The sequence below is a fragment of the Dermatophilaceae bacterium Soc4.6 genome (genome assembly GCA_039889245.1).
In the GTDB taxonomy this organism is placed as follows: domain Bacteria; phylum Actinomycetota; class Actinomycetes; order Actinomycetales; family Dermatophilaceae; genus Lapillicoccus.
Window position 1 is genome coordinate 4282027 of sequence record JAZGVH010000002.1, and the last position, 26370, is coordinate 4308396.

Here is a 26370-nt window from a genome sequence, read left to right on the forward strand (position 1 = left end):
ACCTAGTCCGGCCGACCCTCAGCGAACCGCGCTGCCCATTGCAACGACGGATACCGGTGCCGCGAGCTCGACACCCGCGTCGGCACCGTCGCCGTCGCGCTCCCCAAGCTGCGGAAGGGGAGGTACTTCCCGGAGTGGCTCCTCGAGCACCGCAAGCGGGCCGACACCGCCCTGATCACCGTCGTCGCGGTCTGCTACCTCGCCAGGGTCAGCACCCGGCGGATGGACGAGCTCGTCAAGACCCATGGGATCGACTCGCTGTCCAAGACGCAGGTCTCGCGGATGGGGCCGACCTGGACGAGCACGTCGAGCAGTTCCGCCACCGCCCTCTCGACACTGCCAGCCCGTCCAGGTTCCTGGCCGCCGACACCCTCACGATGAAGGTCCGCGAGGGGGGACGCGTCGTCAACGCCGTCGTCCTCGTCGCGACCATCGTCAACGGCGACGGCCACCGAGAAGTCCTCGGCCTGCGCGTCGCGACCTCCGAGACCGGGGCGGCGTGGCAGGAGTTCTTCGCCGACCTCGTCGCCCGCGGCCTGAACCGGATCCGCCTCGTGGGGTCCGACGCGCACACCCGGATGGTCGACGCGATGGCCGCGAAGCTGCCCGGTGCGAGCGGGCAGCGGTCCCGCACCCACTACGCGGCGAACCTGATGTCGGTCACGCCGCGGTCGGTCCGGCCGTCAAGGCGATGCTGCACTCGGTGTACGTACTGCGCCCCCATCGCCGCCAAGGTGCGCTCGGGGGCGGCGGTCGTGCTCGCGCAACCTGACAGCGTACGACGTGCCCGCGACGCTCAGGTGCCTGCCGCCGGCGGGCGCCGGCGCATCAGCACCGCCGTGAACTGCTGCCGCGAGCCCCACGGGGTCTCGTGGTCCTCGCCGCTGGTGTCGACCAGCTCCCACCCGGGGAACTGCGCCGCCAGCTCCTCGTGGGTGTAGCGCACGATCGGCAGCCCGCTGCAGGTCGTCGGGCCGTCGGGCCCGAAGGTCGCGACGACCAGCCAGCCCCCGGGGCGCACCGACCGCTCGAGCGAGGCGAGGTAGTCCTCGCGCTCGTCGGGCTCGGTGAGGAAGTGGTAGACGGCGCGGTCGTGCCAGAGGGCGTACAGCCGGCCCATTCGCAGCTCGAGCACGTCGGCAACCTTCAGGACCACCGGTCGACCGGCCTCGCCGAGGCGGTCACGGACGGTCTGCAGGGCTGTCTGCGACAGGTCGATGGCGGTGAGGTCCGAGAACCCCTTCTCCACGAGGTGGTCCACGAGGGTGGACCACCCCGCCCCGACGTCGATGATCGGGTCGTGGGCGACGACCCCGGACTTGTTGACGAGCCCGAGCGACAGCCCCGGCACCGACTGCCACCAGGAGACGCCGTCGACGTCCTTGGAGTCGTGCACGCCCTGCCAGAAGTCCTTGCGACCGTCGGCGTCGGTCGGTCGCCAGAGCGCGTTGTCGGGGCCCTGGTTGCTCGTCATTCCCCCACGTTAGCGGCCGCGGACCCCGTTGGAGCGAGAGGAGGAGGGGTCGAGGGGCCGAAACGACAGGAACCTGTAAGCCGTTCTCCACCGCGTCGAGTGGGCGCGGACCGGCCGACGGCCGTAGTTTGGGCCCATGGTCATCGACGTCGTCCCTCCCACCCCCACGCCCATGGGGCCCGTGGCCCGCCTCGTCGACGGCGGCGACATGGACTGCGGCAGCGGTCTGCTCCTGCTGATCACCCGCGCGATGCGCCGGCTCGAGCACGGGCAGCTGCTCGGCGTGCGCAGCCAGGAGCGCTCGGTCGCCGTCGACCTGCCGGTGTGGGCCGAGCTGGTGGGCCACGACGTGGTGCAGGAGCACGTCGAGAGCGAGGGGGGCCCCTGGTGGTTCGGCGTGCGCAAGGTGGTCGACTCTACGCGCGACACCGCGTTCACCCTCGGTGACCGCACGCCTGTCGGCCAGCGGCTGTGGGCCTACACCAACTTCGACTGCAACCTCGCCTGCGGCTACTGCTGCGCCCAGTCCTCACCCAAGGCGCCCTCGCGCCGACTGACGCCCGAGGTCGCCCGCGAGGCCTTCGCGCAGTTCCGGGCCATGGGCGGCCGCGAGCTGCTCCTTACCGGGGGTGAGCCCTTCATGCACCCCGAGCTCGGTGAGCTGGTTTCGGCTGCCGAGGGCCTCGACCGCACGATCCTGACCAACGCCATGGTCTTCTCTCGGGGCACCCGCCGCCAGGTGCTCGAGGGGCTCGACCGCACTGTGGCCCTGCAGGTCAGCCTCGACTCGGCCACCGCAGAGGTGCACGACCGGCAGCGGGGCAGGGGGTCGTGGGCCAAGGCGATGACCGGCATCGGCGAGGCGCGGGCCCTCGGCTTCCGGGTGCGGGTCGCGGCCACGCTGTACGACGAGGACCCGGGCGCGGTGCAGGCGCTCCACACCCGCCTCGACACCGAGGGCATCGCCCGCGAGGACCGGGTCATCCGCCCGGTGGCTCAGGAGGGTTTCGCCGACACCGGGGTGCACGTCTCGCTCGACACCCTCGAGCCCGAGCCCACCATCACCGTCGACGGGGCCTGGTGGCACCCGGTTGCGGTGACCAACCCGCACCTGCGGATCGCCGACAGCCCGCTGCCCATCGACGAGGTCTTCGCGGTCGTCAACGACACGATGGCGGTGCAGGACGCCGCGACCCGCTCCGGGCGCGAGGTGTTCCGCTGCGCCTGATCGTCACCCCCCAAGCCCACCTCGACCGCGTCCTCCACGACCGTCCCCCTCTGCCCGCCCAGGAGCACCTCGTGACCACCATCGACCGCCGCAGCCTGCTGCTCGGCGCCGGCTCTCTCTCCCTGCTCGCCGCCTGCGGCACCTCGAGCACCACGTCGTCCGGATCGGCATCCGGGGCCGGGGCCGGGCTCCCCCTGTCGGCCATCCCCGACAGCAAACCCGAGAAGCTCAACCGGCTCTACCCCGCGCTCGCCTCCCGACTCACGGCAGCGACCGGGCTGCCGATGTCGTACGAGCCGCTCACCGACTACCCTGCCGTCGTGCGCGCCTTCGCCGTCGGTGACATCGCGCTGGCCTGGATGGGGGGCCTCACCGGCGTCCAGGCCCGCACCCGGGTGCCGGGCGCGATGGCCATCGCGCAGCGCGACATCGACGCCGACTTCCACAGCCTGTTCATCGCCAACACCGCGTCGGGACTGAAGGCCTTCACTGACGTCAGCGGGCTGAAGAGCCTCGCCGGCCACTCCCTCACCTTCGGCAGCGAGACCTCCACCTCCGGTCGCCTCATGCCGCAGTACTTTATCCAGCAGGCGGGGCTTGAGCTGTCTGCCCTCAAGGGCAAGCCGGGCTTCTCTGGGTCGCACGACGCCACCATCGAGGCGGTGGCCTCGGGCAGCTTCGAGGTCGGCGCCGTCAATGAGCAGGTGTGGACCGCCACCCAGAAGGCCGGCAAGGTCGACCTGTCCGCGGTCACCGCGCTCTTCCGCACGCCCGGCTTCGTCGACTACCACTGGCTGATCCGGCCCGACGTCGACCAGAAGTACGGCGCGGGCACCACGAAGAAGATCACCGACGCGCTGCTCGGGCTCACCCCGACGAAGCCGGACGACGCCGTCGTCCTCGACCTCTTCGGAGCCAAGAAGTTCATCACGACCCAGAACTCCAACTACGACAAGCTCGCCTCGGTCGCGAAGGGGCTGGGACTACTCACGTGAGCGAGGGCGACCCGGTCATCCGGCTGCGGGGGGTCGAGCGGCGCTTCGGTGACCGTGCGGCCCTGACCGGCGTCGACCTCACCGTGCAGCGGGGTGAGCGGGTCGCGCTCCTGGGTTCGAGCGGGGCCGGCAAGAGCACCCTGCTGGCCCTGCTCAACGGGACGCTGTCGCCGACCTCCGGGTCGGTGGAGGTGCTCGGTGGCGACCTCTCCCTCCTCTCCGTGGGCGCCCTGCGCCGTCTCCAGCGACGGATCGGCACGATCAGCCAGCGCCTCGATCTCGTGGAGCAGGTGCGCGTGCTACACAACGTCAACGCGGGGCGCCTGGGCCGGTGGAGCACCCTCAGGGCGCTCACCGCCCTGGTCCTGTCCCGGTCCGACGCGGTCGTCGACTCGGCGCTCGAGCGGGTCGGTCTGGAGTGGGCCGTGCACGAGCGCACCGAACGACTGTCGGGCGGGGAGCGCCAGCGCGTGGCGATCGCCCGCCTGCTCGTGCAGGAGCCCGAGGTGGTGCTGGCCGACGAGCCCGTCTCGAGCCTCGACCCCTCCCGGGCGTCCGAGGTGCTCCGGCTGCTGGGGGCCGCCTCGGCCGACGGCACACTCGTCGTCAGCCTGCACCAGCCTGACCTGGCCCGACGGCACTGCACGAGGGTCGTCGGCCTGCAACAGGGCCGGGTGGTCGTCGACCTCCCGGTCGATGCGCTGACGCAGTCCGACCTCGACGCGCTGTACGCCCTGCGGTGAGTCTCACCCTGCACGAGACCCCCGGCCCGGGCGGGAGCCCGCCCGAGGCGGCGGCTCCTGCGCGGCCGCGCACGTCGCGGCGCACGGTCGGTCTACGACGGCTGGCCGGCACCGCCCTCGTCGTGGTCCCCGTCGTCTGGGCGCTCGTCCGGGCCCTGGCCCCCGGGGTGGCCGTGGTCAACCCCGGCGGCCTGCCGGTGCTGAGGCGCCTGCTGTCCGCCGTCGCCCACCCGGCGCTGTCCGCCGGCTTCCTGCGCGTGGTCGTGGGCGCGGCGGGCACGACGCTCGTCTTCGCCGCGCTCGGCACCGCCGCTGCGCTCGTCCTCGGCGCGGCGGGCGCGCTGGTGCTCAGCGACGCGACCTGGCGCCACCGGCCGGGTCCGGCGGTGCGGGCCGTGCGGCTGATCGTGCGCGGTCTGCTCGTGGCGATGCGCTCCGTGCACGAGGTGGTGTGGGCGCTGCTGTTCGTCAGCGTCCTCGGCCTCGACCCCCTGGTGGCGGTGCTCGCCATCGCGGTGCCCTTCGGCGCCCAGACGGCGAAGGTCTTCTCCGAGATCCTCGACGACGTGCCCCACCACGCCCTGCGCGCCCTACGGGCCGCGGGAGCCGGTTCGGTTCCGGCCCTCGCCTACGGGCTGCTGCCGCCCGCGGCGCCGCTGCTGCTCTCCTACTCCTTCTACCGCTTCGAGTGTGCGATCCGCTCGGCCGTGGTGCTGGGCGTCGTCGGTGTCGGCGGGCTCGGCAGCGAGATCGTGGTCAGCCTGCAGTCGCGCAACTGGGACGAGGTCTGGACCCTCGTCGGCGCGATCGTGGTGCTCTCGGCCCTCGTCGACGTCTGGAGCGCCCGGGTGCGGACCGACCTGTCCGTGGCGTCCTGCTCCGACTGGACGGCCGGCACGGTCGCCGCCGCAGACAGGGGCGGACCGACCCGGTGGGCGCGGTGGTCGGCCGCCCTGATCGTGCCGGCGGTGGTAGCCGCCTGGGTCCTCTCGGGCGTCTCCCTCGGCGGCCTGTTCTCCGACCGAACCCACGCGCTGACCACCGGTCTCATCCACGAGATGCTGCCACCGACCTTGCCTCGTGGCGGGTGGGGCGAGCTCGGGGGCGCCGTCCTCGACACCCTGTCGATGGCCGTCCTGGCCATGGTCGCCGCCGTGGTCCTGTCGCTGCTCGTCGGTCCCGTCGCCACCCGCGTGCGGCCGGTCGCCCACCGGGGGCGCGGTTCCCGAGGCGCCGCCGCTCCCGTCGCCGTGGCCCGCGTCCTCGCCCGGATGACGTTGCTGGTGCTGCGGTCGGTCCCGCCGACGGTGTGGGCCGCCCTGGCCCTGCTGGTGCTCTTTCCGGGTGTGCTGCCGGGGGCGCTGGCCCTCGGGCTCTACACCGGCGGGATCCTCGGCCGGCTGGTGGCCGAGGCGTGGGAGAGCATCGACCGTCGCCCCCGGGACGCCCTGCGCGCCGCCGGGATCGGCCCGGCCACCGCCGCGGTCGCGGCGGTGCTGCCGCCGTCGTCCCGGCACCTCGTCACCTACTCGCTCTACCGGTTCGAGATCTGCGTGCGCGACACGGCCGTGGTGGGCGTCGTCGGGGCAGCCGGCCTCGGGCAGCTGTTCGCCGAGAACCTCTCGATCTTCGACTTCCCCGTCGTGACCACCCTGCTGCTGGCCTCGATCGGGGTGAGCCTGCTCAGCGAGGTCCTCGGACGGCGGGTGCGGCGGGCGCTCGAGGCCTGACCGACGGCCGGAGGATCGACCAGGGGGCGGGCCCTGAGAACGCGGTGAGTGTCGTCACCTTCACGGCCCGGGAGCGCCAGCGAGAGTCGGTTGGGCCGCATCGGCCCGGGTGTTGTGGCCGTGCCGTGATTCCAGCAGGCCGGGGATCGCTCCTCGACGACGGGTGGCTCATCGATCAGCAGAAGCAAGCGCTCGACCGGGTGTGCGCTGACGGCATCGACCCCCGGCGACAGGACGGCGCTGCTCACTCACCTCGGGACATTGGGTGGCGTGCATCCCCGGCGGGGTCCGGTGACGGTTCGGCGGCGGAACGGCAGTGTGGGGTGGTTGACACCACCTCGGGAACCCACACGACGAGTTGTGCGCGTACTCGGTCGGCGAGTTGTTGCCTACGCGCATAGGGAGTCCGCCTCACCACAGCTGAACGCCAGACCGTCATGGCAGATGCGCCACCAGTGTCCGCGGCGGACTTGTTCCCTGGGGCAGCTCGGCGAAGCAGCCTTGCCCTCAACCCATAGTGCACCCGCTTTCGGTCCAAGATCGCCCGGAGCCTCGGCTGTGAAGGCGTCGTCGGGCCCGGTCTTCAACCCGGCGGCGGGTCGTGCTGGCTGATCGGGAACCCAACGGGACACCGTCGCCGCAGATCAGGGCCCCACCTCGGGTCAACCTCGCTTCGGCGCTCTCGATCAGAAGGGCCAGCGTTGCGGCAGGCTGGTGTGGATCCGTTGGGCGAGACTCCACCGACCCCAGGTCGGCACGATCGTCAGTAGCACCAGCGGGAAGAGGTCTTCCGCGGGGTACTGCCACAGGTAGAGGTTGGTGTGCAGCAGCATGAGGTAGACCGGGCCGATGAGCAGCAGCCCCCCGAGCGCGGCGGCGCGGGGGAGCACCCCGAGGACCAGCCCCAGGCCGACGGCGAGCTCGGCCACGGTGAGGAACCAGCCGAAGAAGCCGAAGTTGGGCAGCACGACGTCGCGGTAGAAGGCCCCGAGCGGCGCGATGTAGGTCTTGGCCGACGCATCCTTGGCGATGCTCTCGGCCACCCCGCGGGTGACGAGGTTGAAGGAGAGAAAGCCGAGGTCGTAGGTCGCCTTACCGATGAGCTTGGCCAGGCCGTTGCTTAGCCAGACCAGCCCGGTGAAGATGCGCAGGGCGGTGAACGCCCTGGCCATCAACGCCGTCGACGCCGGCTCGTTCGTCACTGCAGCATCCGACCGCACCGTGCTACTGCTCATCGCCAGCCTCCGTCGTGCGGACCAGGATCCCGCCTCGACCGTGGTGGCCGGGCGGTCGGGTCCCGCAAGGGCACCACCTTAGCGCCCGCCGCGGGGGCAGGGAATGACGCGGACCCTACGCGCGCGGGAAGCCGGCCGCGAGCACGTCACCGCGCCGGCGGTAGCCGAGGTACTCCTCGCGGATCGACTCGTACCAGGTCACCCTCGAGGGAGCGGGCAGGCGCGAGACGATCGAGACCGACCTCGTCGTCCACGGGGCCGGCCGCATCGACGACCTCGACAGCCTGGGTCTCGATGCCGCCAGGGTGCGGTGGGGCGAGCGCGGCGTGCACGTCGAACGCCACCTGCAGAGCAGCACGAACCGCTCCGTCTGGGCCGCTGGTGACTCCGCAGACACCGCCGGGATGCCGCTGACCCCGGTCGCGGTCTCCGAGGCCAAGGTCGCCGCGTCGAACATGCTCAACGGCACCACCACCCCGGACTACACCGGGATCCCGACCCGCCGTCTTCACCGTCCCCGAGCTGGTGCGCGTCGGCCTGTTCGAAGCCGAGGCCAACGACCGGGCGCTCGACGTCGAGATCGCTACTCCGACACCAGCAACTGGTACTCCAGCTACCGCATCGGGGGGTCCACCGACGCCGCCAAGATCCTCATCGACCGGGCGAGTGACCGGGTCGTCGGCGCCCACCTGCTCGGACCCGAGTGCGGCGAGCTGGCCACCACCCTCGGTGTGGCCATCAAGTTGGGACTGACCACCCGCCGGCTGAGGTCAGCCACCGCCGCCTACCCCACCCTCGGATCCGACCTCGGCTCCCTGCTCTAGCTGGGCAGGCCCACCACAAGGCGGCAATCCTCCGCCGACCCACCGCTCACCCGGGGCAGTGCAGAGGACACGGTCCGGCAGGTGCCGCGCGCCCAGCCATGCTGTCCGGGCGCCGCGGACGCGTCGCGTGATGCTACTTCTTGAGTCGGCGGCTGCCGCCGTGCCAGTCTTCATCGACGCCGACGGAGCCGCCGGTGACGCCGAATGCGGCCAGCTGGGGCTGTTCACGCAGGCTGCGTTTCAGCTCGGCAAAGCCGGGGAAAGAGGCCAGGCCCACGACGTGGTCCCACAAGGCGGCAGCGCACCAGCGCCGGCCACCACCACGGGGCGACGGCCCGGCGGCTGCGGACGTAGGCAGCGGCTCCCGTGACCGTGTCACTCACCTGCTCTCCTCCTTGACGGGTGCTGGGTCAGCCTGGATGAGCCGTCTTGGGCGTGAGGTCGAGCAGGGCCTTGATCGCTCCTGAGGTCTGTTCTCTGGCCCGGAGCTCGAGCACCTGTCCCAGCAGGACCAGCACGGTGATCACCGCCGCCGCCTCGAAGTACACGTCGACCGTACCCATCGTGCGGAACGACGGGGGGAAGATCCCCGGCGCGACGGTGGCGACGACGCTGTAGGCCCAGGCGACGCCGGTGCCCATCGCGATCAGGGTGAACATGTTGAGGTTGCGGGTCCGGACCGAGGCCCACCCGCGAACGAAGAACGGCCAGCCGGCCCACAGCACGACCGGGGTGGCCAGGACGAACTGGACCCAGGTCGAGACCGCCGCCGGGACCAGGTCCTGCACGGCGCTGAACAGGTGGCTGCCCATCTCGAGCAAGAACACCGGGGTAGCCAACGCGAGACCGACCCAGAAACGACGGGTCATGTCGAGCAGCTCTTGGTTGGGGCCACGGTCCGCGGTCACCGTCATCGGCTCGAGGGCCATCCCGCAGATCGGGCAGGCGCCCGGCCCGGGCCGCTGGATCTGCGGGTGCATGGGGCACGTGTACATCCCCTCCTCGGCCGCCTCACCCATCGTGGGTTCAGTCGCAGGAGCGGTTCCGGGAGGGGTCTCGAACCTCTCTCTGCAGCCCGCCGAGCAGAAGTACTCGATATGCCGTCGTGGCCCACGGTCAGGGCCGTGCTGGGGTCCACGGTCATCCCGCAGACCGGGTCGACCGCCGACGTCGCGTCGCTCTGGCCGGGCCTGGAGGGTTCGTCAATACGGCTACTCATAACGGAAGCACACCCTCTGGGGGTATCAAAGCAAGCGTCCGGCAGCCGGTCAGACCTCGGAGTCGGGGCGCGACGGGTCACTCGAGTGCAGGATGGACCGGGTGCGCGTGAACTGTGCCTCGTCGATCTCTCCCCGCGCAAAGCGCTCGGCCAGCTCACTTTCCGCTCGGTCGACCGGCATCGACGCACCGCCTTCCCGCACCCCTGCACGGGCGCGGCGGATGGCCCAGACCCCCACCGTGATCGCCGCTCCCCAGAAGACCACCATCATCAGGACCATCACCGTCCACGTGCCGGCACCCCAACCACTGTTTCCCCACCACATCATGGCGATCTCCTCGTTGTTCGTTGTTGCACGTTTGGTTTGGCCGGTAAAGCATTCGAGGTGAACGGTCCTCCGGTCCTGCCACGATCGCCTGGTCAGACCAGCCTGGACAGGGCCGAACGTCCCTGGCCGAGACCAAGAGGGCCATTCCGACTGCCCCCAGGGCCCGCGGGGGGGGGCGAACCGACTGCGTCGACCCGTGGCAGACTTGACCCATGAGTCCTGCCCACACCCGCCGGTCCGGCCTGGCGTGGCACGGCCTCTGGCCTGCGGGGGGCCAGACACATCTGCGGTTCCTCGCTGTGGTGGGGCTGATCGTGGGGGTCGTCGCCATGCACTCCCTCGGCCTCGGACACGGGCCGATGTCGGCGGGGCACTCGATGTCGGCGGGGACCACGCAGATGGCCGGGATGGGCGCGTCCTCCGAGGCCCACGCGACAACGTCGGTGGTGGCCGACGTGGGGGCGGTGGTCGGGGTCGATCCGTCGCACCAGATGGCCGCGATGTGCCTGGCCGTCCTCCCGTTCCTCGTTCTGCTCATCGCCCGGATGCTGGGCTTCCGAATTCGGGGTCTGGGTTCCGCGGCACGGCTCCTCCCCGCGTGGGGGAACGTCCGGAGCGATCGGGCTCCGCCGGCGTACCGGTGTCCGTCCTTGCTGAAGCTCTGCATCCTGCGCACCTGAGCCACCTCGGGCTGCCCGACCGCGACGCGCCCTTCTGGGCGATCTACCGCGGCGGCATACGCGCACGTCCTGCATGACCTCCTTCAGCGACTCGACAAAGGACCCACCCCATGAACCTCACCATGCGCACTCTCGCCCTGCCCGTCGTCACGGTGGCCACCGCGCTCGCCCTCGCCTCCTGTGGCGGCAGCTCGGCCGGGAACCCCGGGCAGGACATGCCCGGCATGAACAGCGCCAGCCGTCCCGCGACGACCTCGGCGTCCGTCGGACCCGCGGCGGCCGGTCCCCACAACCCGGCCGACGTGACCTTCGCGGCCGGGATGATCCCGCACCACCGACAAGCCGTCACGATGGCGCAGATGGCCCTCACCACGGCGACCAACCCTGGCATCAAGGACCTGGCCACCGCCATCAAGGCAGCCCAGGACCCCGAGATCGAGACGATGTCAGGCTGGCTCACCGGCTGGGGCCAGCCCGTCCCCGCGCCCACCCAGGACATGTCCCAGATGGGATCCTCCACCTCGGGCACCATGGGCGACGGGACGGTCGGCGGCTCCGACATGGGCAGCATTGGGGGGATGGGGGGGATGATGTCCGACCAGCAGATGTCGCAGCTGTCCGGCACGAGCGGGGCGGCGTTCGACAAGCTGTGGCTGCAGCTGATGACGGCGCACCACCAGGGCGCCGTGGCCATGGCCCGGACCGAGCTCACCGACGGTGCCAACACCGAGGCCAAGCAGCTCGCGCAGAGCATCATCGACAGCCAGAGCAAGGAGATCACCACCATGACCACCCTGCTCGCCACCCTCGGCAGCTGAACCACATGTCACCCCGCACGTCGGGGTCATCCCGCCGTACCCTCATGCAGGGTACGGCGGGCGGCCTCGTCACCCTTCTGCTCTCGGCGTGCGCGTCGACCGAGCAAGCAGCGGTCGGGCCCCCTCCACCCATCGGCACATCCCCCAGTTCCGTAGCCGGATCGCTGCCGAGCCAGCACGTGCACGCCGTCGGCCGCGACCCCGGTGACGGGAAGCTCTTTCTCGCTACTCACGACGGGTTGTTCCGTTACGACCCCACCGGCCCGACCCGGGTCGGGCCCGTCATCGACCTGATGGGGTTCACCATCGTCGGTTCAGGTCACTACTTCGCCTCCGGCCACCCGGGTCCCGGGGTCGACCTCCCGCTCCCACATCCGCGCCCACGGGGAAGACCACCCGGCGATCAACGACTGGACCTGGCCCAACCAGGGAGCGTCCTCATGAGCGAACTCAGATCGCCTTTGCGGCTGGGGCTACACACCGGGAAGCGGACCCGGTTGTACCGTCTCCTGTACGGTCATGGCCTCGGTAACGGCACCGCGATGTTCCTGCCCTACGACCAGGGCTTGGAGCACGGGCCTCGGGACTTCTTCGTCAACCCCCCCGCTGCTGACCCGGCATACATCGTGCGTCTGGCTGTGGAGGGTCGCTTCAACGGTGTCGCGCTTCAGGTGGGCAACGCCGAGAAGTTCTACGGCGACCACGCCGGGCAGGTGCCGCTCATCCTCAAGCTCAACGGCCGGACCGAACTGCCGCCGAGCGATGCCCCGTTCTCGCCCCTCAACGCCTCGGTCCGCGACGCGGTCCGCCTCGGCGCCGACGCGGTCGGGTACACCCTCTACGTCGGGTCCTCCCGGCAGGCGGAGGACTTCGCCCAGTTCCGGACAGTCCGCGAGGACGCCGAGTCGTACGGGATGCCGATCATCGTCTGGGCTTACCCCCGCGGCAGCGCGGTGCACAACGCGGGAGGTCAGGACAGCTTCTACGCCATCGACTACGCGGCCCGCACCGCGGCCGAGCTGGGCGCCGACATCGTCAAGGTGAACTTTCCCGACCCAACCGTCACGCAGGGCGTCAAGGCGCCCTATGACCGCCTGTTCACCACCGAACAGGCTGTTGCGGCGGTGGTCGCCTCAGCCGGACGCGCCCTCGTGGTGTTCTCCGGCGGGATGAAGGTTGACGACGAGACGGTGCTGTCACGCACTCGCGAGGCGATGAACGCTGGGGCGGTCGGGGTGATCTACGGCCGCAATGTCTGGCAACGCGACCACGACGAGTCGCTACGCTTCGCTGCCCAGCTTCGTTCCATCCTCGCCCGGTACCCCGCCGCTAGCGCAGAGCCGACGTGAGCGGCCCAGAGCAGCGAGGAGGCCTGGGTGTGCGCCTCCGGGCCGACGCGCGGTCGTCTTCGAAATGGAGGCTGCGGTCGGGTCGGGTCTGGCCCGGGTTGCGGCTGTGCTCGGAACCTCTCGTTACCTCGTGCGTCGAGGCCCAAGCCAGCATGCTCATACCCGGTGGGCCCCATCGGATCGCCCTGACGCTCCGAGGAGACCCCCCATGATCCCGGCCCTCTCGTCCACCCCGATCGCCTTTCCTCTCGAGGATCAGGGAACCCGCATCCAGGAGGCGCGGTGACTATCGTGAATGTTCACCCCGTCGTGGGAGATGGACCTTTGAGGCTGGGTTCCAGGCGCCGGCTCGCCTGGTCACTGACGGCGGTCACCCTTGCCTTGTCCGGTTGGTGGTGTGTGCGTCACCGCCGCTCAGTTGCGGTGCGGGGTTGGGCACCCGGGGCCGGTGACGATGTGCGTGCCGGCCCCCTGCGAGTGCGGGTCTTCGGCACGGGGGAGACCGTGATCCTGCTCCTGCACGGGCTCATCGCCTCCGGCGACAGCTTCGGCGCCCCTTACGACGACCTGGGACGATCGGCCCGCGTCGTCGTGCCCGATCTGCTCGGCTTCGGCGGATCGAGGGACATGGCCGGCCCGTACGACACGGCCGCACACGTGGCCGCCCTCGACGCCGCCCTCGTCGCACTCGACCTGGACCGGCAGCCAACCACCGTGGTCGGCCACTCGATGGGCGGCGCACTCGCAATCCGCTGGGCAGCGGCCCACTCCGATCGGACACACGCAGTCGTGACGTTCGGAGCGCCGCTGTATCGAACCAGCGCGGAGGCCGACGCACGCATGGGGGCTATGGGTCCGCTCGTGGCTCTCCTTGCGGGCGAGGGTGCCGTGTCTGAGGGAGTCTGCGCCTGGTCGTGCCGCCACCGTGGGCTCGCGTCGTGGCTGGCAGTGGTCTCCAGGCCCGACCTTCCTGTCGCGATCGCCCGCAGCGGCGTCAACCACACCTGGGCGAGCTTCTCCGGCTCTCTCACCAGCCTCGTCCGCGACGGCGGATGGGCGCTCGCACTGCAGGCCCTCGATGAGCGAGGAACCCCGGTCGTCATCGCCGACGGCGCCCGCGATCCCGTTCCCGTCCCCGGACGCTCCAGCGCGCTCTCCCGACGACTTGCGAATGTCCGGCACGAGACTTGCCAGCACGCCGATCACCTACTCCCCCTGACCGACCCCCAATGGTGCCTCTCCCTGATCGACCAGGCCACCACACCCAAAGGTGACCCCAGGGCCAGTCCGGGTGGCTCCTCGAGGTCGGCCTCACGGAGGCCTAAGTGAGGCCGAACTGCGGTGAGGAATCTTACCTCGCTCAGGTTCACCGGCAGGTCGGTGAACATGCGTCGAGGGAGGTGGCGGGGGAGCAGTTCCCCCGCGTCCGAACAGCTTCAGGGTGGGACGTCGGCTACGGCGAGCGACCAGCGGCTCGCTGAGGTGCAGCCTTTCGCTGAGTGGGAATGAGAGCGCCGTGCCGTGCGCACGCGGGTCGGGAGTCGTGGTTTACAGGCCGGGGGCGTTGTCGATGGGGAACCAGCGCGCGAGGTCGGCCTCGACGCGCAGGTCCTGCTCGATCGCGGACTTGATCTGCAGCTCGAGGCCGGTGTCGCGGCGGTCGGTGGCGGTGGGCGCAAAGGGATACCAGGTGCCGCGCTTGTACAGGTAGACCAGGCCCAGCGTTTGGGTGCCGTCGGTGAAGGCGATGAGCGTGCAGAGCAGGGCCGCGCCGAAGCCGGCGTCGACGAGGCTGCTGTTGACCGCGTGGAGGTCGGTGACCAGACCCTCGAGGTCGTCAGCTGCGGTGGTGCAGACCAGCCAGGTGAAGCCGAAACGGTCGGACTGGCTGCGGTACTTGCCCTGGTCGAGCGCCAGGAGCTGCTCGACCTGCTCGCGCAGGCCGGTGAAGCCGCCGCCTTCGGCGGCCTTGAAGGACACCGATCCGACACCTGTCGGGCGGAACCGGGTGCTGCTCTGGAGGGTCACCGCTGCGGCTGGGAGGGCGAACAGCTGGTCGAGGTCGGGTGGGGCCGGCGTGGAGCGGCCCAGGAGGGAGTCCAGGAAGCCCATCGGGTTACACCACCTGACCGAGCTGTCGGGAGAGGTCGGCTAGCTGGTCCAGACGCCGGTCCAGCGGGGGGTGGGTGGCAAACAGCGAGGTGAGGCTGAATCCTGCGGCGAGCGCCGGAGCGAAGAAGAAGGCGTTGAACGCCTCGGCCTCGCGCAGGTCCCGGGTGGGGATGCGAGCCATCTCACCGCTGACCTTGGTCAGCGCCGAGGCGAGCGCAGAGGGGCGACCGGTCAGTAGGGCCCCGGACCGGTCCGCGGACAACTCCCGGTAGCGCGACAGCGCCCTTGTGAGCAGGAACGACAGCGCGTAGACCACGGCCGAGACCGTGACGACGGCGATCAGCACCAACGCGGTGTTGTCCTGCTTCGAGTTGCGTCCACGGTGGTTGCCCGTGCCGCCGTACAGGCCGGCGTACAGGCCGAAACGGGTGATCAGGCCCGCGAGGATGCCGAGGAAGGACGCGATGGTCATGACGGCGACGTCACGGTGCGCCACATGGGACAGCTCGTGCGCCAGCACCCCCTCAAGCTCCTCGGTGTCGAGGCGGCGCAGGAGGCCGGTGGTCGCGCAGACGACGGCCCGGGCGGGGCTGCGTCCCGTCGCGAAGGCGTTGGGCACGTCGACGTCAGCGATCGCGACAGCGGGCTTGGGCATGTCCGCCAGTGCGCAGAGCCGGTCGATGACACCGTGGAGCTCTGGTGCCTCCTCAGGGGTCACGATCCGGCCGTGCATGGCGTACAGCGCGATCCGGTCCGAGAACCAGTACTGCGCGAACAGGAGCCCGCCGCCAATCACGACGGCGAGCACCGCGCTCTTGATGAGCACGATGAGCGCCACCGTGAAGACCACCCACAGCAGGCCGAGGAGGAACGTAGTGACCAGCATCCGTGCAGTCAGGCCCCGATCGGGCTCGAACCGGCTCCTACTCATCCGGGGATCAGCCCGTCCTCACCGAGAAGCGCGGTCACCTCGGCGAGGCTGCTGTCGGGGCCGGGGAGGATCAGGTCGGACACGTTGAGGTCGTTGTCGGGCATCGGACGGCCCAGGGCTTGTACCCGGTCCAGCAGCCGCGTCAGGTCACGCTCGAACCGCGTCGCGTCACCCGCGGTCACTGCTGCCGACAGCTCCGCGTCCAGCTCGTTCAGTTCGTCCAGGTGCTCTTCGCCCAGGTCCAGCTGTCCCTCACCGAGGATGCGGACGATCATGACGTCGCCTTCTGTATCTGCGCCGGTTCGGGGGTCAGCGCGTCCGGCCCGGGCCGGCCCGGGGGCAGGGCCGTCTTGAGCTGTGTCAGCTCGGCCTCGACGTCGGACGTCGATGACATCCGCTCGAGCTCGACCTGGATGTCGTCCTTCGTCGACCCGGTGGCGTCCTCCAACGCCCCCGAGGCCATGAGCTCGTCAAGCGCGCCGGCTCGGGCCTGCATCTGAGCGGTCTTGTCCTCGGCGCGCTGCATGGCCAGCCCGACATCGCTCATCTCCTCGCTGATGCCCGAGACCGCCTCACCGACACGCGTTTCCGCCTCGGCGGCGGTGTAGCTAGCCTTGATCGTCTCCTTGCGTGTCCGGAAGGCCTCAACCTTGGACTGGAGCCGTGACAAGGCGGCGGTGAGCTTGTCCTGTTGGACTTGCAGGTCGGCTTGCTGCTGGGCCAGATCGCCTTGCTGCTGCTGCGCGGCTGACCGGCGCGTCAGAGCCTCCCGGGCCAGGTCCTCCCGGCCCGCAGCCAGTGAGGCGACCGCCTGCTGCTGCAGCTTGTCGGTGCGGGTGGACAACTGCTGGCTCTGCAGCTCAACCCGCTTGCGGCTGGTCGCCACATCGGCGAGACCGCGGCGGACCTTCTGCATCATCTCCATCTGCTTCTGGTACGAGTAGTCGAGCGTTTCCCGCGGGTCCTCGGCGTGGTCCAGTGCCCGGGAAGCCTTCGCCCGGAAGATCAGGGCCAGGCGTTTGCTCAAGCTCATGACGGTGTTCCCTTCGTGTGGTCTGGTTGGCGTGATGACGTGGACCCCGTACCCCGAGGCGGTCAACGGTGGTGGGTAGCCGACGGGGGGAGTGCCGCGTGCGCTTCGCGGGGGTGGCCCGAGTCCTGGGGTTTCAAGTCCTGGGGCTTGGGGTGCGGCCGGCGCGGCTGACGGGTTGCGCCTCCTCGGCTGATGGTGTGTCCCGGTGCCCGGTGTGACCCCCGCATCCGCTGGCAACACCACGATGCTGTCCGCCACCATGCCCACCGCGGTGACCCAGGTGCATGGCCAACATGGCGAGCACGAAGGTGATCACGACCCAGTTCTCCTGGATGAGACGCCACATTGTTTGCTCCTTTGAATACAGGGGGTCTCGCGACTGAGGCAGTGCCCCAATCCCGTCGTTATCGCTACAAATTTGAGGTCGGACCCAACGAGCCATGCCCCCGCGAATCTTTCAAACATGGCGGCGGGGCCTCCGGGCCTCTTTCCACCTTCCCAGCCAGCGGGGAAGCCACGCACCGGTTCGTGTATCACCCGACGCTGCTCGCACGTCAAGACGGTCGAACGTTCGTGACGTCTTGCCGATGTCCGCTCGGCGGATGGGGCTGCGGGCTGCATGTTGCTCTAACGGACTGCGACGACCTGCCGGATGGTGAAATGGTCGGAGACCGGGCCGCATTCATCGTGGGCCTCGCCGACCCGTGGTCTCCCGACGGCGCACACCGGGTAGGGCCGCACGTATACGTCTTGCTTCGAATCGGGGGTGTAACCGTGAGGGCTGTCGGAAATATCTCAGAACGCGTGGGCTCGTATGAGAGGCGACCGGCTTCGACCTCCCTCGGTCTTATGTCAAAGCGTATTGTTGCTGGGTGGTATCCGGGTCTGCCGCCGTCGCTCGCACGATGGTTTGGGAGCAACCACAGGGCAGGAATTGATCACCCTGTGGTTACCGTCGCCCAGTGGCGCGCAGGACGCTTCGACGCGTCTGGTACTCCTCAGCGTCGATCTCGCCGCGCGCGAAGCGCTCATCCAACACGCTCTCGGCAGTCGGTGGCGTAGCCCTTGCTGTGTCCGAGACGTTGGTCGCCTGGCCCCGGCGAAGCAAGTTGATCACGCCGATGACCAACGCCCAGAAGGCCACCATGAGGACGGCCATGACGACCCATCCCCCCCCGCCCATACCGCCCCAACCCACTCCGTCGTTCCACCACATGTCAAGTCTCCTTCTCTCGGTTTGTCCTGCTCCCAGACTCACTCCCATCGCAGCGCCGACACAGGGACCTTCGACCCCTGTTCGGGTTTCCCTGCGAACTGGCCGCCTCCTGATCTGTGAGGAACTCCTCCGCAATGAACGAATCTCCTCGTTGCGAGAGCCTCCCTCTCAAAGTCAGGCGTGACCTTCTCGAGGCACCCGTACGGGCAGGGCAGTGCTCTGGCAAGGAGTGGTCAGGGGCCCATCGCCCAGGTCGCCCCGGCACCCGGGGGGCACCCGGGCCCAGGGCTCCGGCAAAGTCCCGTTTCGGACGAGACCCACCGCGACCACGCCATCGTCGAGCAGGTCATCGCCGAGCTCAAGAACGGCCACCCTGGCCCACGCCCCGTCGGGTAGGTTCGTGGCTGACCCCGCTTGGCTCGCCTTGGCCTGTCTCGAGTTCAACCTCCTGCGCGCCGCCGGCGCGGCCGCCTCGGTCCGGCTCGCGAGGGCGCGGTGGGCGACCCTGCAAACCCAGCTCGTTGCGATCCCGGCCCACTTCACGTCATCGGCCCGCCGGCTCACCCTGCACGTGCCGGCGAACTGGCCCTGGGCAAGCCGCCTGGGACAACCTCTGGGCCACCACCACCGCCGCACGCCCTGACCACCCCGGCCCACCGGCCCGGAGTAACGACCCTGACGTGGAAGGGGCCGGACAGACCGGCAGCTACGCCATGCCACCCGGCGGAAGACCGAGGAATCACCGGTCAAGAACAGCGGCGTGACCCCCCGCAATCACCGTCGGTGGATTCACACTGACGTTGTCAAGCGGCTCGGGGCTCGGGTTTGGCTGGGGTGAAGACGCCGTTGTCGCGCCGGAGGGCCCTCAGGACGCCGACCCGGCGGCGGGCGAGGGCGATGAGGGCCTGGCCTGGCCCCCTACAGACGTCCTCCGGGCGCGCTATCGAAGCCGACGAGGCGCGCCCGACCGGCCCCATCAGGTGCCGGCATGGATGCTGCTCCGGCAGACGAAAGCACCGGGTCGACGCAGCCCACGATGAGGGAAGCGATCAGTTCACCCACAGCCTCAGGCCCGGTAGGACAAGGTCGTCATCATGCCAGCTTCGGCGTGGTAGATGTTGTGGCAGTGGGTGGCCCACTGACCGGGGTTGTCGGCTTGGAGGTCGACCTCCACCGTCTGCATCGGTCGGACGATCACCGTGTCCTTGCGCGTCCCGCCGGCGGTCAGGGCAAACGTGTGACCGTGGACGTGCATGGGGTGGAACATCATGGTCTGGTTCGTGAAACGAAGTCTGACTCGTTCTCCCTGTCGGACCTCCAATGGCGCGGTGTCGGGGAAGCTCTTGCCGTTGAGGGTCCACCGGTAGCCGGTCATGGACCCGCCCAGGACGAGGTCGTGGCTGGTGTCGACGGCGCGGTCCGGGAGTCGGGACCGCTCTGAGGCGAGGAGATCGGTGCCGAGCAGAACCCGCCGGGTGAGCTCCGACGGGGTGGCCGTCGCCGCGGGCGCCGCGCCTGCGGGGCTGGTGCGAACGACGGCCATCCCCTGACCGGTCTTGCCCTCGGCGGACGCGACCAGGGGGAAGACACCGTCAGCGAGGGTGACGAGCACATCGAAACGCTCGCCCATGCCGATGAGCACGGCGTCGGCGACGGCGGGCTGCACGGGGTAGCCGTCGGTGTGGGTGACGGTCATCTGGTGTCCGCCGAGAGCGACCCGGAAGGCGGTGTCGGAGCCGGCGTTGATGAGGCGGATACGGACCCGTTGACCGGGCTTGCCCGCCAGAGTGACCGGGTTGGTGGGGATCCGGCCGTTGACGAGGTAATGCGGGTAGGCGATGTCACCCGCCCCGCCCAGCAGCGGCGACTGCATGGTCTCGCCCATGCCGCCCATGCCGCCCATGCCGCCCATGCCACCGCTGCTGGTGGTGGCCCTGAGCTTGGTCAGGACCTTGTCCGGGGTGGTGCCGGTGCCGTCGATCCAGTCGTCGAGGACGACGATCCATTCCTGGTCGTAGTGGTCGGGCTCGCGGGGGTCGTCGATGATCAGGACCCCGTGTAGTCCGCGGTCGAGCTGGACCCCGGAGTGCGGGTGGTAGAAGTACGTGCCCGGGTCGGACGCCGTGAAGTCATAGGTGAACCCGGCCCCCGGGTCGATGGGCTTCTGGGTGATCCCGGGGACGCCGTCCATGTCGTTGCGCAGGGCGATGCCGTGCCAATGCACGCTGGTCGGTGCCGGAAGGGTGTTCCTGACGGCCACCTGCAACCGGTCACCGGCATTCGCGCGCAGCAGCGGGCCTGGGACGCTGTCACCGTAGACCCACGTCGGCACACTCAGGCCACCGAGGTCGATGGTCGTGGCCCTAGGGGTGAGCTGGGCAGTGACCACCCGCTGGCCGGTGGGCCGCCGAGTGGCTTCCACGGTACGGACGGCTGCCGACCCTGCATCGACTGCAGTAGTGGGCCGGCCGCAGCCAGCCAAACCGGCCACGCTCAGGGTGCCGACTACTCCAAAGGATCCGATGAGTAGGGAACGACGGGTGAGGTTCGTCAAGACTTTTCCTTCTTGGTCAGTTTCGCTGACGGGGCTACAGGGGTCAGCGAAGTCGGCGCGGGGGAGACGGTAGTGGAGTGGTTAGCGCTGCGGTGGCGTTGAGGAGGGCGCGGCGTGCTTGGTATTCCTCGGCGTCGATCTCCCCGCGGGCGAACCGGTCGTCGAGAACGTTCTCGGCACTTGGTCCGGTCGGGCCCGAGTCCGACTCTCCCTTCGACGTCACTTGCCGGCCATTGCGGAAAAGGGCGAACACGCCGCCCACGACCAGCGCCCAGAAGGCGATCATGAGGAGGGTCATGACCACCCATCCGCCTCCACTCATCGCGCCCCAGTCCATTCCGTTGTGGTTCCACCACATGGCGTCCAACTCCTTCTATCGGCTTGTTCACTTAGCCTGCACGGCCCGTACCGGCGTGTCGGTGGTGCTTGTGTGAAGGTTCACTGAAGATGCCTGGGGAGAGGTGGTGCGGGTGGTTCGTGCTGCGACGATGGCGGCATGGCACCTGTCCCCGGTAAGCAGACGGCCCGGCCGCCCAATGGCACGACTGGCGTCCGGGCGATGGTTGTGGAAGACGAGGTCGCCTTGGCGGGTGTGTTGGGTAGCTACCTCGAGCGTGAGGGGTTCGATGTGTATCTCAGGCACGACGGCCAGGCGGCCGTCGCGTCGGCCCGCGAGGTCGACCCGGACATCGTGATCCTCGACCTCGGTCTGCCGGGTCTGGACGGGATCGAGGTGTGTCGCCAGCTGCGGACGTTCTCCGACGCGTACGTGGTGATGTTGACCGCTCGCGACGACGAGATCGACAAGCTGGTCGGCCTGTCCGTGGGCGCAGACGACTACATGACCAAACCCTTCAGTCCTCGCGAGCTGGTCGCCAGGGTGCATGCCCTGCTGCGACGTCCGCGCCACACCCAGCCACTGGGGACCGCCGCCAACGACGGGCCGGTGCTGCGCACCTTCGGTGCTCTGTCTGTGGATCTGCTGGGGCGGGACGTGTGGCTCGAAGGCGAGCCTGTCTCGCTGACCCGGACCGAGTTCGACCTGCTCGCCGCGCTGAGCGAGCACCCCGGGATGGCCTTGAGCCGACGCCAGCTAATCGACCAGGTATGGGGATCGGGCTGGGTAGGGGACGAGCACCTCGTCGACGTCCACATCGGTCACCTGCGGCGCAAACTCAACGACGAGGCCACCACCTCAAAGTTTGTCCGCACCGTTCGGGGTATCGGCTATCGGATGGGGACGGGCCAGTGACTCCAACCACCCCGGACTACGCGCAGGCTGCTCGACGACCTTCCCCGGGGTTGGCCACTCGCCTGCTGGCTGCACAGTCCCTGGTCCTGCTGGGCGGGGCCTTGACCACGTGGCTGGTCGCCTCGGCCGTCGCTCCCAACATTTTCCACGAGCACCTTCAAGAGGCCGGGGTCAGGCGCACATCCACTGAGGCCAGGCATGTCGAGGAGGCGTTCGCCTCCGCGCTGATCATCGCGCTCGCCGTCGCACTGCTCGTCTCGGTGGTCATCGCCCTGACCGTCACCTGGGTGTTCACCCGCCGGGTGCAGCGCTCGGTCGTCGCGGTTGCCGTCGCCGCCTCCGCGATCGCCGAGGGAAGGCCGGGCTCCAGGGTCCCGAGCCCCGCCCTCGGCGTCGAGTTCGATCATCTCGCCGTCACGGTCAACCAGCTCGCGCAACGGCTCGAAGGGGTGGAGACCACCAGACGTAGGATGCTCGCCGACCTGGCCCACGAGATGCGCACCCCGCTGGCTACGATCGACGCCCATCTAGAGGCCCTCGAGGACGGGCTGTGCGAGCTCGACGACCCAACCTTCGCCGTCCTTCGCGGGAGCACCCGACGGCTGGGCCGGCTCGCCCAGGACGTCACAACCGTGTCACGGGCGGAGGAGGGCCAGCTCGAGACATCGCTGCGCCCCACCGACCCGATCGTGCTCGTCGAGGCGGCTGCCCTCGACGCCAAGGACGCGTTCGACACCAAGGGCATTCGTCTCACCACCGTTGCCGTCGACGCCCCACTCGTTTCCGCCGACCCCCAGCGGATGGCCCAGGTTCTGGGGAACCTTCTCGACAACGCCTGGCGCCACACCCCGGCGGGTGGCACCGTCACTGTGACCACGTCGAGCCCAGACCCACAATGGGCCGAGATCACCGTCGCAGATACGGGCGAAGGCATCAGTCCGGAGGCTCTCGCCCACGTTTTCGACCGGTTCTATCGAGCCGACGCCGCCCGCACCCGCGACCAGGGCGGCAGCGGGATCGGCCTGACCATCACCCGAGCCCTCATCGCAGCTCACCACGGGACTATCACCGCCCGGAGCGCGGGAAAGGGCTGCGGAGCCACCTTCATCGTCCGCCTTCCCACGGTGAGTAATTGGTGATCTCGCGTGGAGCAAGAGGTTGCAACCATGACGGGACCTGGGAGACCTCGCGACAGATCCGTCCAGGTCAGGAACGCCGGTTCGACGGATTGAGACCGATCACGTCGAGCCCACCCAGCAGTGACCCGTCGACGGTCGGGAAATTCTCGCCCGCCTTTGACGTTCGAGCACGTGAGGCAGCTCGACGCGATGTCATCCCAAGTGCTGGTCGGGCTCGCGGTGCAGCGCCGCGACTGTCGGCCGGGACTGGGAGCATGGCGTTCGTCGATATCGGCAACACGATCCGGGAGGCTTATGGGTACAAAAAGTGGCTCCTATGACGCTTCCGTGGGCGTTCGGTGGTGGCGGCAGCTCGTCGAGGCAGCGGCGGGCACAGTCCGCCGCGGGTGAGTTCGATCATGGCGATGAGGGCCCCAAGTGGGGGCCGGATTGCAGATGTCGTTCGCCCTGGCCCTGGCCCTGGCCATCGCCGCCGCCACGTGCCACACCCGTCGCATGGCGGCGACCCGGGCGCAGTAAGCCGCAGGCAGGCGCGAAGACGCCCACTGCGGACAACCACCCGTGCGCGGCTCTCGGTGGACCACGGGAGGGCTAGTACCGTAGCTCTTCGTGGTCGAAGCTGCGATGACGATGATCGGGCCAACTCCGGCGCGCCCACGCTGGGGCCTCGCGGGTGCCGCCTACAGGAATGGCAGCGACAGATGCGACGTGTTGTGGTGGGCCGTGGGAGTCCGGGGACAGGGAGCGTCGAAGTGACGGCGTGGGTAGTGGGTGGGGCGGGAATGGCGGTCGTCCTGGTGGTCCTGCGCGACGTCTTCCACACACTGCTTCACCCTTCGGGCCACGGCCAGCTCTCTCGGGCCCTTACCCGCTTCGCATGGTTCCTCGCCCGCCGAAGCGGCACCGCGGGAATGCGTCTGGCCGGTCCACTGGCCATGATGGCCGTGATCGGGGCGTGGGCCGTGCTGACGATTCTTGGCTGGGCGATGATCTACCTCCCGCACCTGCCGAGCTCCTTCTCCTACGGCCCGGGCCTCGACCCTGCCCGCCGCTCGGTCGTGGCCGATGCGCTCTACCTGTCGCTCGTCGTCGGCGCCACACTGGGTTTCGGCGACATCGTGCCGGTGTCGGGATGGCTGCGCCTGGTCACCCCGCTCGAGGCGCTGATGGGCTTCGCGCTGTTCACCGCCTCAGTGACCTGGATCCTGCAGATCTACCCCGCGCTGGCGACCCGGCGGGCGCTTGCGATCCGGCTGCGCCTGCTGGCCGAGCGGGGGGCGCAGGCAGCCGACCTGGCGCCGTCGGTCCTGCACGGCCTGGCTGCCGACCTTGTGGCGGTCCGTGTCGACCTGCAGCAGTACAACCTGACCTACTACTTCCACGACGGCCACGAAACCTCACTGGCCGTTGCACTGCCGGCCGTGCTGGCTCTCGGTGACGACGCCGCGGGCGCGACTGATCATGAACGACGACTGGCGGGGGCAGTGCTGCGCAGCGCCGTCGAAGACCTTACCGCCCTACTGGACCGGCAGTACCTCAGGACCGCTGGTACCCCTGCGGAGATCGTTGCAGCCTATGGACGCGACCACCACCAGGGCTGAGGTTCCCCCCCTTTTCGCGACCCGACACGCATTGGTTGCAACCAGGACACCAGCGGCGCTTGGGATCCGGCTAACTCGCACTCGACGCCGATCATGGTTTCCGGCAGAAGTTAGACACAGTGCGCGCTGAGCCACCGCATGCGTCGATGCCGGGGGTCATTTTCCGAGCGGGTCTTGCCGGCCGCCGCCTTGGCCAGTCGCTGGCTGAACCAAGGCCCAGGCTGCATCGGTGGCCACGAAGCCGTGGCTCACAGCGCCAACGACGTCCTTCCTGACTCTGTCCGACGGCGCAGACGGCAGAGACCCGTTTGTGGCGGAGCTTTGACGTGGGCAGTGCCAGTCCAGGATGCCATGGCACATCAATGGCACACCTCAACGCGGAACACCGCCTGACGCTACAAAGTGATGACAGACATCACTGCAGGTCAGACGGCGTTCCGACGGGTTATCGCAGGTGAGGGAGCACCCGGAAATCAGATGTCGTAGTACATCTCGAACTCGTGCGGGTGCGGGCGGAAGCGGATGGGGTCGACCTCGTTGAGGCGCTTCCACTCGATCCAGGTCTCGATGAGGTCCTGGGTGAAGACGCCACCCTCGAGGAGGTAGTCGTGGTCGGCCTCGAGCGCGTCGAGCACGGCCGGGAGCGAGCCGGGCACCTGCGCGATGGCCTCGTGCTCCTCGGGCGGCAGCTCGTAGAGGTCCTTGTCGACCGGCTCCGGGGGCTCGATGCGGTTCTTGATGCCATCGAGACCGGCCATCAGCTGGGCGGCGAAGGAGAGGTACGGGTTGCTGCTCGGGTCGGGGATGCGGAACTCGATGCGCTTGGCCTTGGGCGAGGTGCCCGCGATCGGGATGCGGACGCAGGCCGAGCGGTTGCGCGCGGAGTAGACGAGGTTGACCGGGGCCTCGTAGCCGGGCACCAGACGGTGATAGGAGTTGACCGTGGGGTTGGTGAAGGCCAGCAGCGACGGGGCGTGCTTGAGCAGGCCACCGACGTACCACCGGGCGAGGTCCGACAGGCCGCCGTAGCCCGACTCGGAGTAGAAGAGCGGCACGCCGTCCTTCCACAGCGACTGGTGGGTGTGCATCCCCGAGCCGTTGTCGCCGAAGAGGGGCTTCGGCATGAAGGTCGCGGTCTTGCCGGCGTCGAACACCGTGTTCTTGACGACGTACTTGAACTTCATCATGTCGTCGCCGGAGCCCAGCAGCGTGGAGAACTGGTAGTTGATCTCCTGCTGACCGGCGGTGCCGACCTCGTGGTGGGAGCGCTCGACCTTCAGGCCCACCTCGTCGAGGTTGAGGCAGATCTTGTCGCGCATGTCGGCGAAGTGGTCCACCGGCGGCACGGGGAAGTAGCCGCCCTTGTAGCGCGTCTTGTAGCCGAGGTTGCCGCCCTCCTCGACCCGACCGGTGTTCCACGCGGCCTCGACGGAGTCGATGAAGTAGTAGCCGGCGTTCTGCTTGGTCTCGAAGCGCACGTCGTCGAAGATGTAGAACTCGGCCTCGGCGCCGAAGTACGCGGTGTCGGCGATGCCGGTCGACTTGAGGTAGGCCTCGGCCTTGGCTGCGACGTTGCGGGGGTCGCGGCTGTAGGGCTCGTCGGTGAAGGGGTCGACGATCGAGAAGTTCATGATGAGCGTCTTGTTCTCGCGGAACGGATCGAGGTAGGCCGAACGCACGTCGGGAATGAGCTTCATGTCGGACTCGTGGATGGCCTGGAACCCACGGATCGACGAGCCGTCGAAGGCCTGACCGTTGCTGAAGAAGTCGATGTCGACCGTCTTGGCCGGCACGTTGAAGTGCTGCATCACCCCCGGCAGGTCACAGAAGCGGATGTCGACGAACTTCACGTCCTCGTTCTTGATGAACTCGAGGACTTCTTCGGGCTTGCTGAACATCCAACCTCCAG

Annotated in this window: 27 protein-coding genes and 1 pseudogene; 14 read left to right on the top strand and 14 right to left on the bottom strand. The window is 69.2% G+C overall.

The features are described from left to right. Positions 1-9: 9 nt before the first annotated feature. A pseudogene (locus tag V3N99_20020) lies at positions 10-686 on the top strand (transposase). A 110-nt stretch (positions 687-796) separates the two neighbouring features. Here V3N99_20020 and V3N99_20025 read toward each other — a convergent pair. Beyond that, a complete protein-coding gene (locus tag V3N99_20025; protein ID MEO3939014.1) occupies positions 797-1474 on the bottom strand; it encodes a class I SAM-dependent methyltransferase in 678 nt (225 codons plus the stop codon). Positions 1475-1610: 136 nt separating this feature from the next. Between V3N99_20025 and V3N99_20030 the strand changes: the two genes are divergently transcribed. From V3N99_20030 to V3N99_20045, 4 genes are all read left to right on the top strand, one after another. After that, on the top strand, positions 1611-2702 hold the full coding sequence (locus tag V3N99_20030; protein MEO3939015.1) for a radical SAM protein: 1092 nt from the start codon (positions 1611-1613) through the stop codon (positions 2700-2702). A 71-nt stretch (positions 2703-2773) separates the two neighbouring features. After that, positions 2774-3697 carry a putative selenate ABC transporter substrate-binding protein gene (locus V3N99_20035; protein MEO3939016.1) on the top strand — a complete coding sequence of 308 codons (924 nt, stop codon included), beginning with the start codon at positions 2774-2776 and terminating at the stop codon, positions 3695-3697. After that, positions 3694-4440, top strand: coding sequence for an ATP-binding cassette domain-containing protein (locus tag V3N99_20040; GenBank protein ID MEO3939017.1), 747 nt, complete (start codon positions 3694-3696; stop codon positions 4438-4440). The genes V3N99_20035 and V3N99_20040 overlap by 4 nt, the downstream gene beginning before the upstream one ends. Beyond that, a complete protein-coding gene (locus tag V3N99_20045) occupies positions 4437-6170 on the top strand; it encodes an ABC transporter permease subunit (GenBank protein MEO3939018.1) in 1734 nt (577 codons plus the stop codon). The genes V3N99_20040 and V3N99_20045 overlap by 4 nt, the downstream gene beginning before the upstream one ends. Before the next feature lie 686 nt (positions 6171-6856). Here the strand turns inward: V3N99_20045 and V3N99_20050 are convergent. Together V3N99_20050 and V3N99_20055 are read right to left on the bottom strand one after the other, a co-directional pair. Further along, on the bottom strand, positions 6857-7405 hold the full coding sequence (locus V3N99_20050) for a hypothetical protein (protein MEO3939019.1): 549 nt from the start codon (positions 7403-7405) through the stop codon (positions 6857-6859). Between the two features lie 115 nt (positions 7406-7520). Next, positions 7521-7673, bottom strand: a complete 153-nt coding sequence (locus V3N99_20055; protein ID MEO3939020.1) for a hypothetical protein — start codon at positions 7671-7673, stop codon at positions 7521-7523. 58 nt (positions 7674-7731) lie between these two features. Here V3N99_20055 and V3N99_20060 point away from each other — a divergent pair, with 58 nt between their 5' ends. Next, positions 7732-8229: an NAD(P)/FAD-dependent oxidoreductase gene (locus V3N99_20060; GenBank protein MEO3939021.1), complete on the top strand. Its 498-nt coding sequence runs from the start codon at positions 7732-7734 to the stop codon at positions 8227-8229. Between the two features lie 133 nt (positions 8230-8362). Here V3N99_20060 and V3N99_20065 read toward each other — a convergent pair whose 3' ends face one another. From V3N99_20065 to V3N99_20075, 3 genes are all read right to left on the bottom strand, one after another. Further along, complete coding sequence (locus tag V3N99_20065) at positions 8363-8506, bottom strand: hypothetical protein (GenBank protein ID MEO3939022.1); 144 nt, start codon at positions 8504-8506, stop codon at positions 8363-8365. Positions 8507-8639: 133 nt separating this feature from the next. Then, positions 8640-9209: a heavy metal-binding domain-containing protein gene (locus V3N99_20070; protein MEO3939023.1), complete on the bottom strand. Its 570-nt coding sequence runs from the start codon at positions 9207-9209 to the stop codon at positions 8640-8642. A gap of 288 nt (positions 9210-9497) precedes the next feature. Continuing rightward, positions 9498-9776: an SHOCT domain-containing protein gene (locus V3N99_20075; GenBank protein MEO3939024.1), complete on the bottom strand. Its 279-nt coding sequence runs from the start codon at positions 9774-9776 to the stop codon at positions 9498-9500. A 212-nt stretch (positions 9777-9988) separates the two neighbouring features. On the opposite strand from V3N99_20075, the gene V3N99_20080 reads away from it, so the two are divergent. From V3N99_20080 to V3N99_20095, 4 genes are all read left to right on the top strand, one after another. After that, positions 9989-10456: a DUF6153 family protein gene (locus V3N99_20080; protein ID MEO3939025.1), complete on the top strand. Its 468-nt coding sequence runs from the start codon at positions 9989-9991 to the stop codon at positions 10454-10456. A 110-nt stretch (positions 10457-10566) separates the two neighbouring features. Further along, positions 10567-11274 (top strand): DUF305 domain-containing protein, encoded by a 708-nt coding sequence (locus V3N99_20085; GenBank protein ID MEO3939026.1) that lies wholly within the window; start codon positions 10567-10569, stop codon positions 11272-11274. A 497-nt stretch (positions 11275-11771) separates the two neighbouring features. After that, entirely contained in the window at positions 11772-12623 is an 852-nt protein-coding gene (locus tag V3N99_20090) for an aldolase (protein MEO3939027.1), read from the top strand. Positions 12624-13127: 504 nt separating this feature from the next. Next, entirely contained in the window at positions 13128-13952 is an 825-nt protein-coding gene (locus V3N99_20095; GenBank protein ID MEO3939028.1) for an alpha/beta fold hydrolase, read from the top strand. A gap of 219 nt (positions 13953-14171) precedes the next feature. Here the strand turns inward: V3N99_20095 and V3N99_20100 are convergent, their stop codons facing one another. The 5 genes from V3N99_20100 to V3N99_20120 form a co-directional block, all read right to left on the bottom strand. Continuing rightward, positions 14172-14735, bottom strand: a complete 564-nt coding sequence (locus V3N99_20100; GenBank protein ID MEO3939029.1) for a hypothetical protein — start codon at positions 14733-14735, stop codon at positions 14172-14174. A 4-nt stretch (positions 14736-14739) separates the two neighbouring features. Beyond that, positions 14740-15666, bottom strand: coding sequence for a zinc metalloprotease HtpX (gene htpX / locus V3N99_20105; GenBank protein ID MEO3939030.1), 927 nt, complete (start codon positions 15664-15666; stop codon positions 14740-14742). Continuing rightward, positions 15663-15941 carry a hypothetical protein gene (locus V3N99_20110; GenBank protein ID MEO3939031.1) on the bottom strand — a complete coding sequence of 93 codons (279 nt, stop codon included), beginning with the start codon at positions 15939-15941 and terminating at the stop codon, positions 15663-15665. The genes htpX and V3N99_20110 overlap by 4 nt, the downstream gene beginning before the upstream one ends. Further along, a complete protein-coding gene (locus V3N99_20115) occupies positions 15938-16699 on the bottom strand; it encodes a PspA/IM30 family protein (GenBank protein ID MEO3939032.1) in 762 nt (253 codons plus the stop codon). The genes V3N99_20110 and V3N99_20115 overlap by 4 nt, the downstream gene beginning before the upstream one ends. Before the next feature lie 949 nt (positions 16700-17648). Then, positions 17649-17915 (bottom strand): SHOCT domain-containing protein, encoded by a 267-nt coding sequence (locus tag V3N99_20120; GenBank protein ID MEO3939033.1) that lies wholly within the window; start codon positions 17913-17915, stop codon positions 17649-17651. A 400-nt stretch (positions 17916-18315) separates the two neighbouring features. On the opposite strand from V3N99_20120, the gene V3N99_20125 reads away from it, so the two are divergent. Further along, positions 18316-18558 (top strand): hypothetical protein, encoded by a 243-nt coding sequence (locus tag V3N99_20125; GenBank protein MEO3939034.1) that lies wholly within the window; start codon positions 18316-18318, stop codon positions 18556-18558. A gap of 423 nt (positions 18559-18981) precedes the next feature. Here V3N99_20125 and V3N99_20130 read toward each other — a convergent pair whose 3' ends face one another. Together V3N99_20130 and V3N99_20135 are read right to left on the bottom strand one after the other, a co-directional pair. Then, entirely contained in the window at positions 18982-20304 is a 1323-nt protein-coding gene (locus V3N99_20130; protein ID MEO3939035.1) for a multicopper oxidase family protein, read from the bottom strand. 208 nt (positions 20305-20512) lie between these two features. Beyond that, entirely contained in the window at positions 20513-20767 is a 255-nt protein-coding gene (locus V3N99_20135; protein ID MEO3939036.1) for an SHOCT domain-containing protein, read from the bottom strand. Positions 20768-21028: 261 nt separating this feature from the next. Here V3N99_20135 and V3N99_20140 point away from each other — a divergent pair, with 261 nt between their 5' ends. The 3 genes from V3N99_20140 (at position 21029) to V3N99_20150 (ending at position 24461) form a co-directional block, all read left to right on the top strand. Then, complete coding sequence (locus V3N99_20140; protein ID MEO3939037.1) at positions 21029-21721, top strand: response regulator transcription factor; 693 nt, start codon at positions 21029-21031, stop codon at positions 21719-21721. 50 nt (positions 21722-21771) lie between these two features. Next, positions 21772-22860, top strand: coding sequence for an ATP-binding protein (locus tag V3N99_20145; protein ID MEO3939038.1), 1089 nt, complete (start codon positions 21772-21774; stop codon positions 22858-22860). Between the two features lie 782 nt (positions 22861-23642). Then, complete coding sequence (locus tag V3N99_20150) at positions 23643-24461, top strand: potassium channel family protein (GenBank protein ID MEO3939039.1); 819 nt, start codon at positions 23643-23645, stop codon at positions 24459-24461. A gap of 473 nt (positions 24462-24934) precedes the next feature. Here V3N99_20150 and glnA read toward each other — a convergent pair whose 3' ends face one another. Next, entirely contained in the window at positions 24935-26359 is a 1425-nt protein-coding gene (gene glnA / locus V3N99_20155) for a type I glutamate--ammonia ligase (protein ID MEO3939040.1), read from the bottom strand. Positions 26360-26370 lie beyond the last annotated feature (11 nt).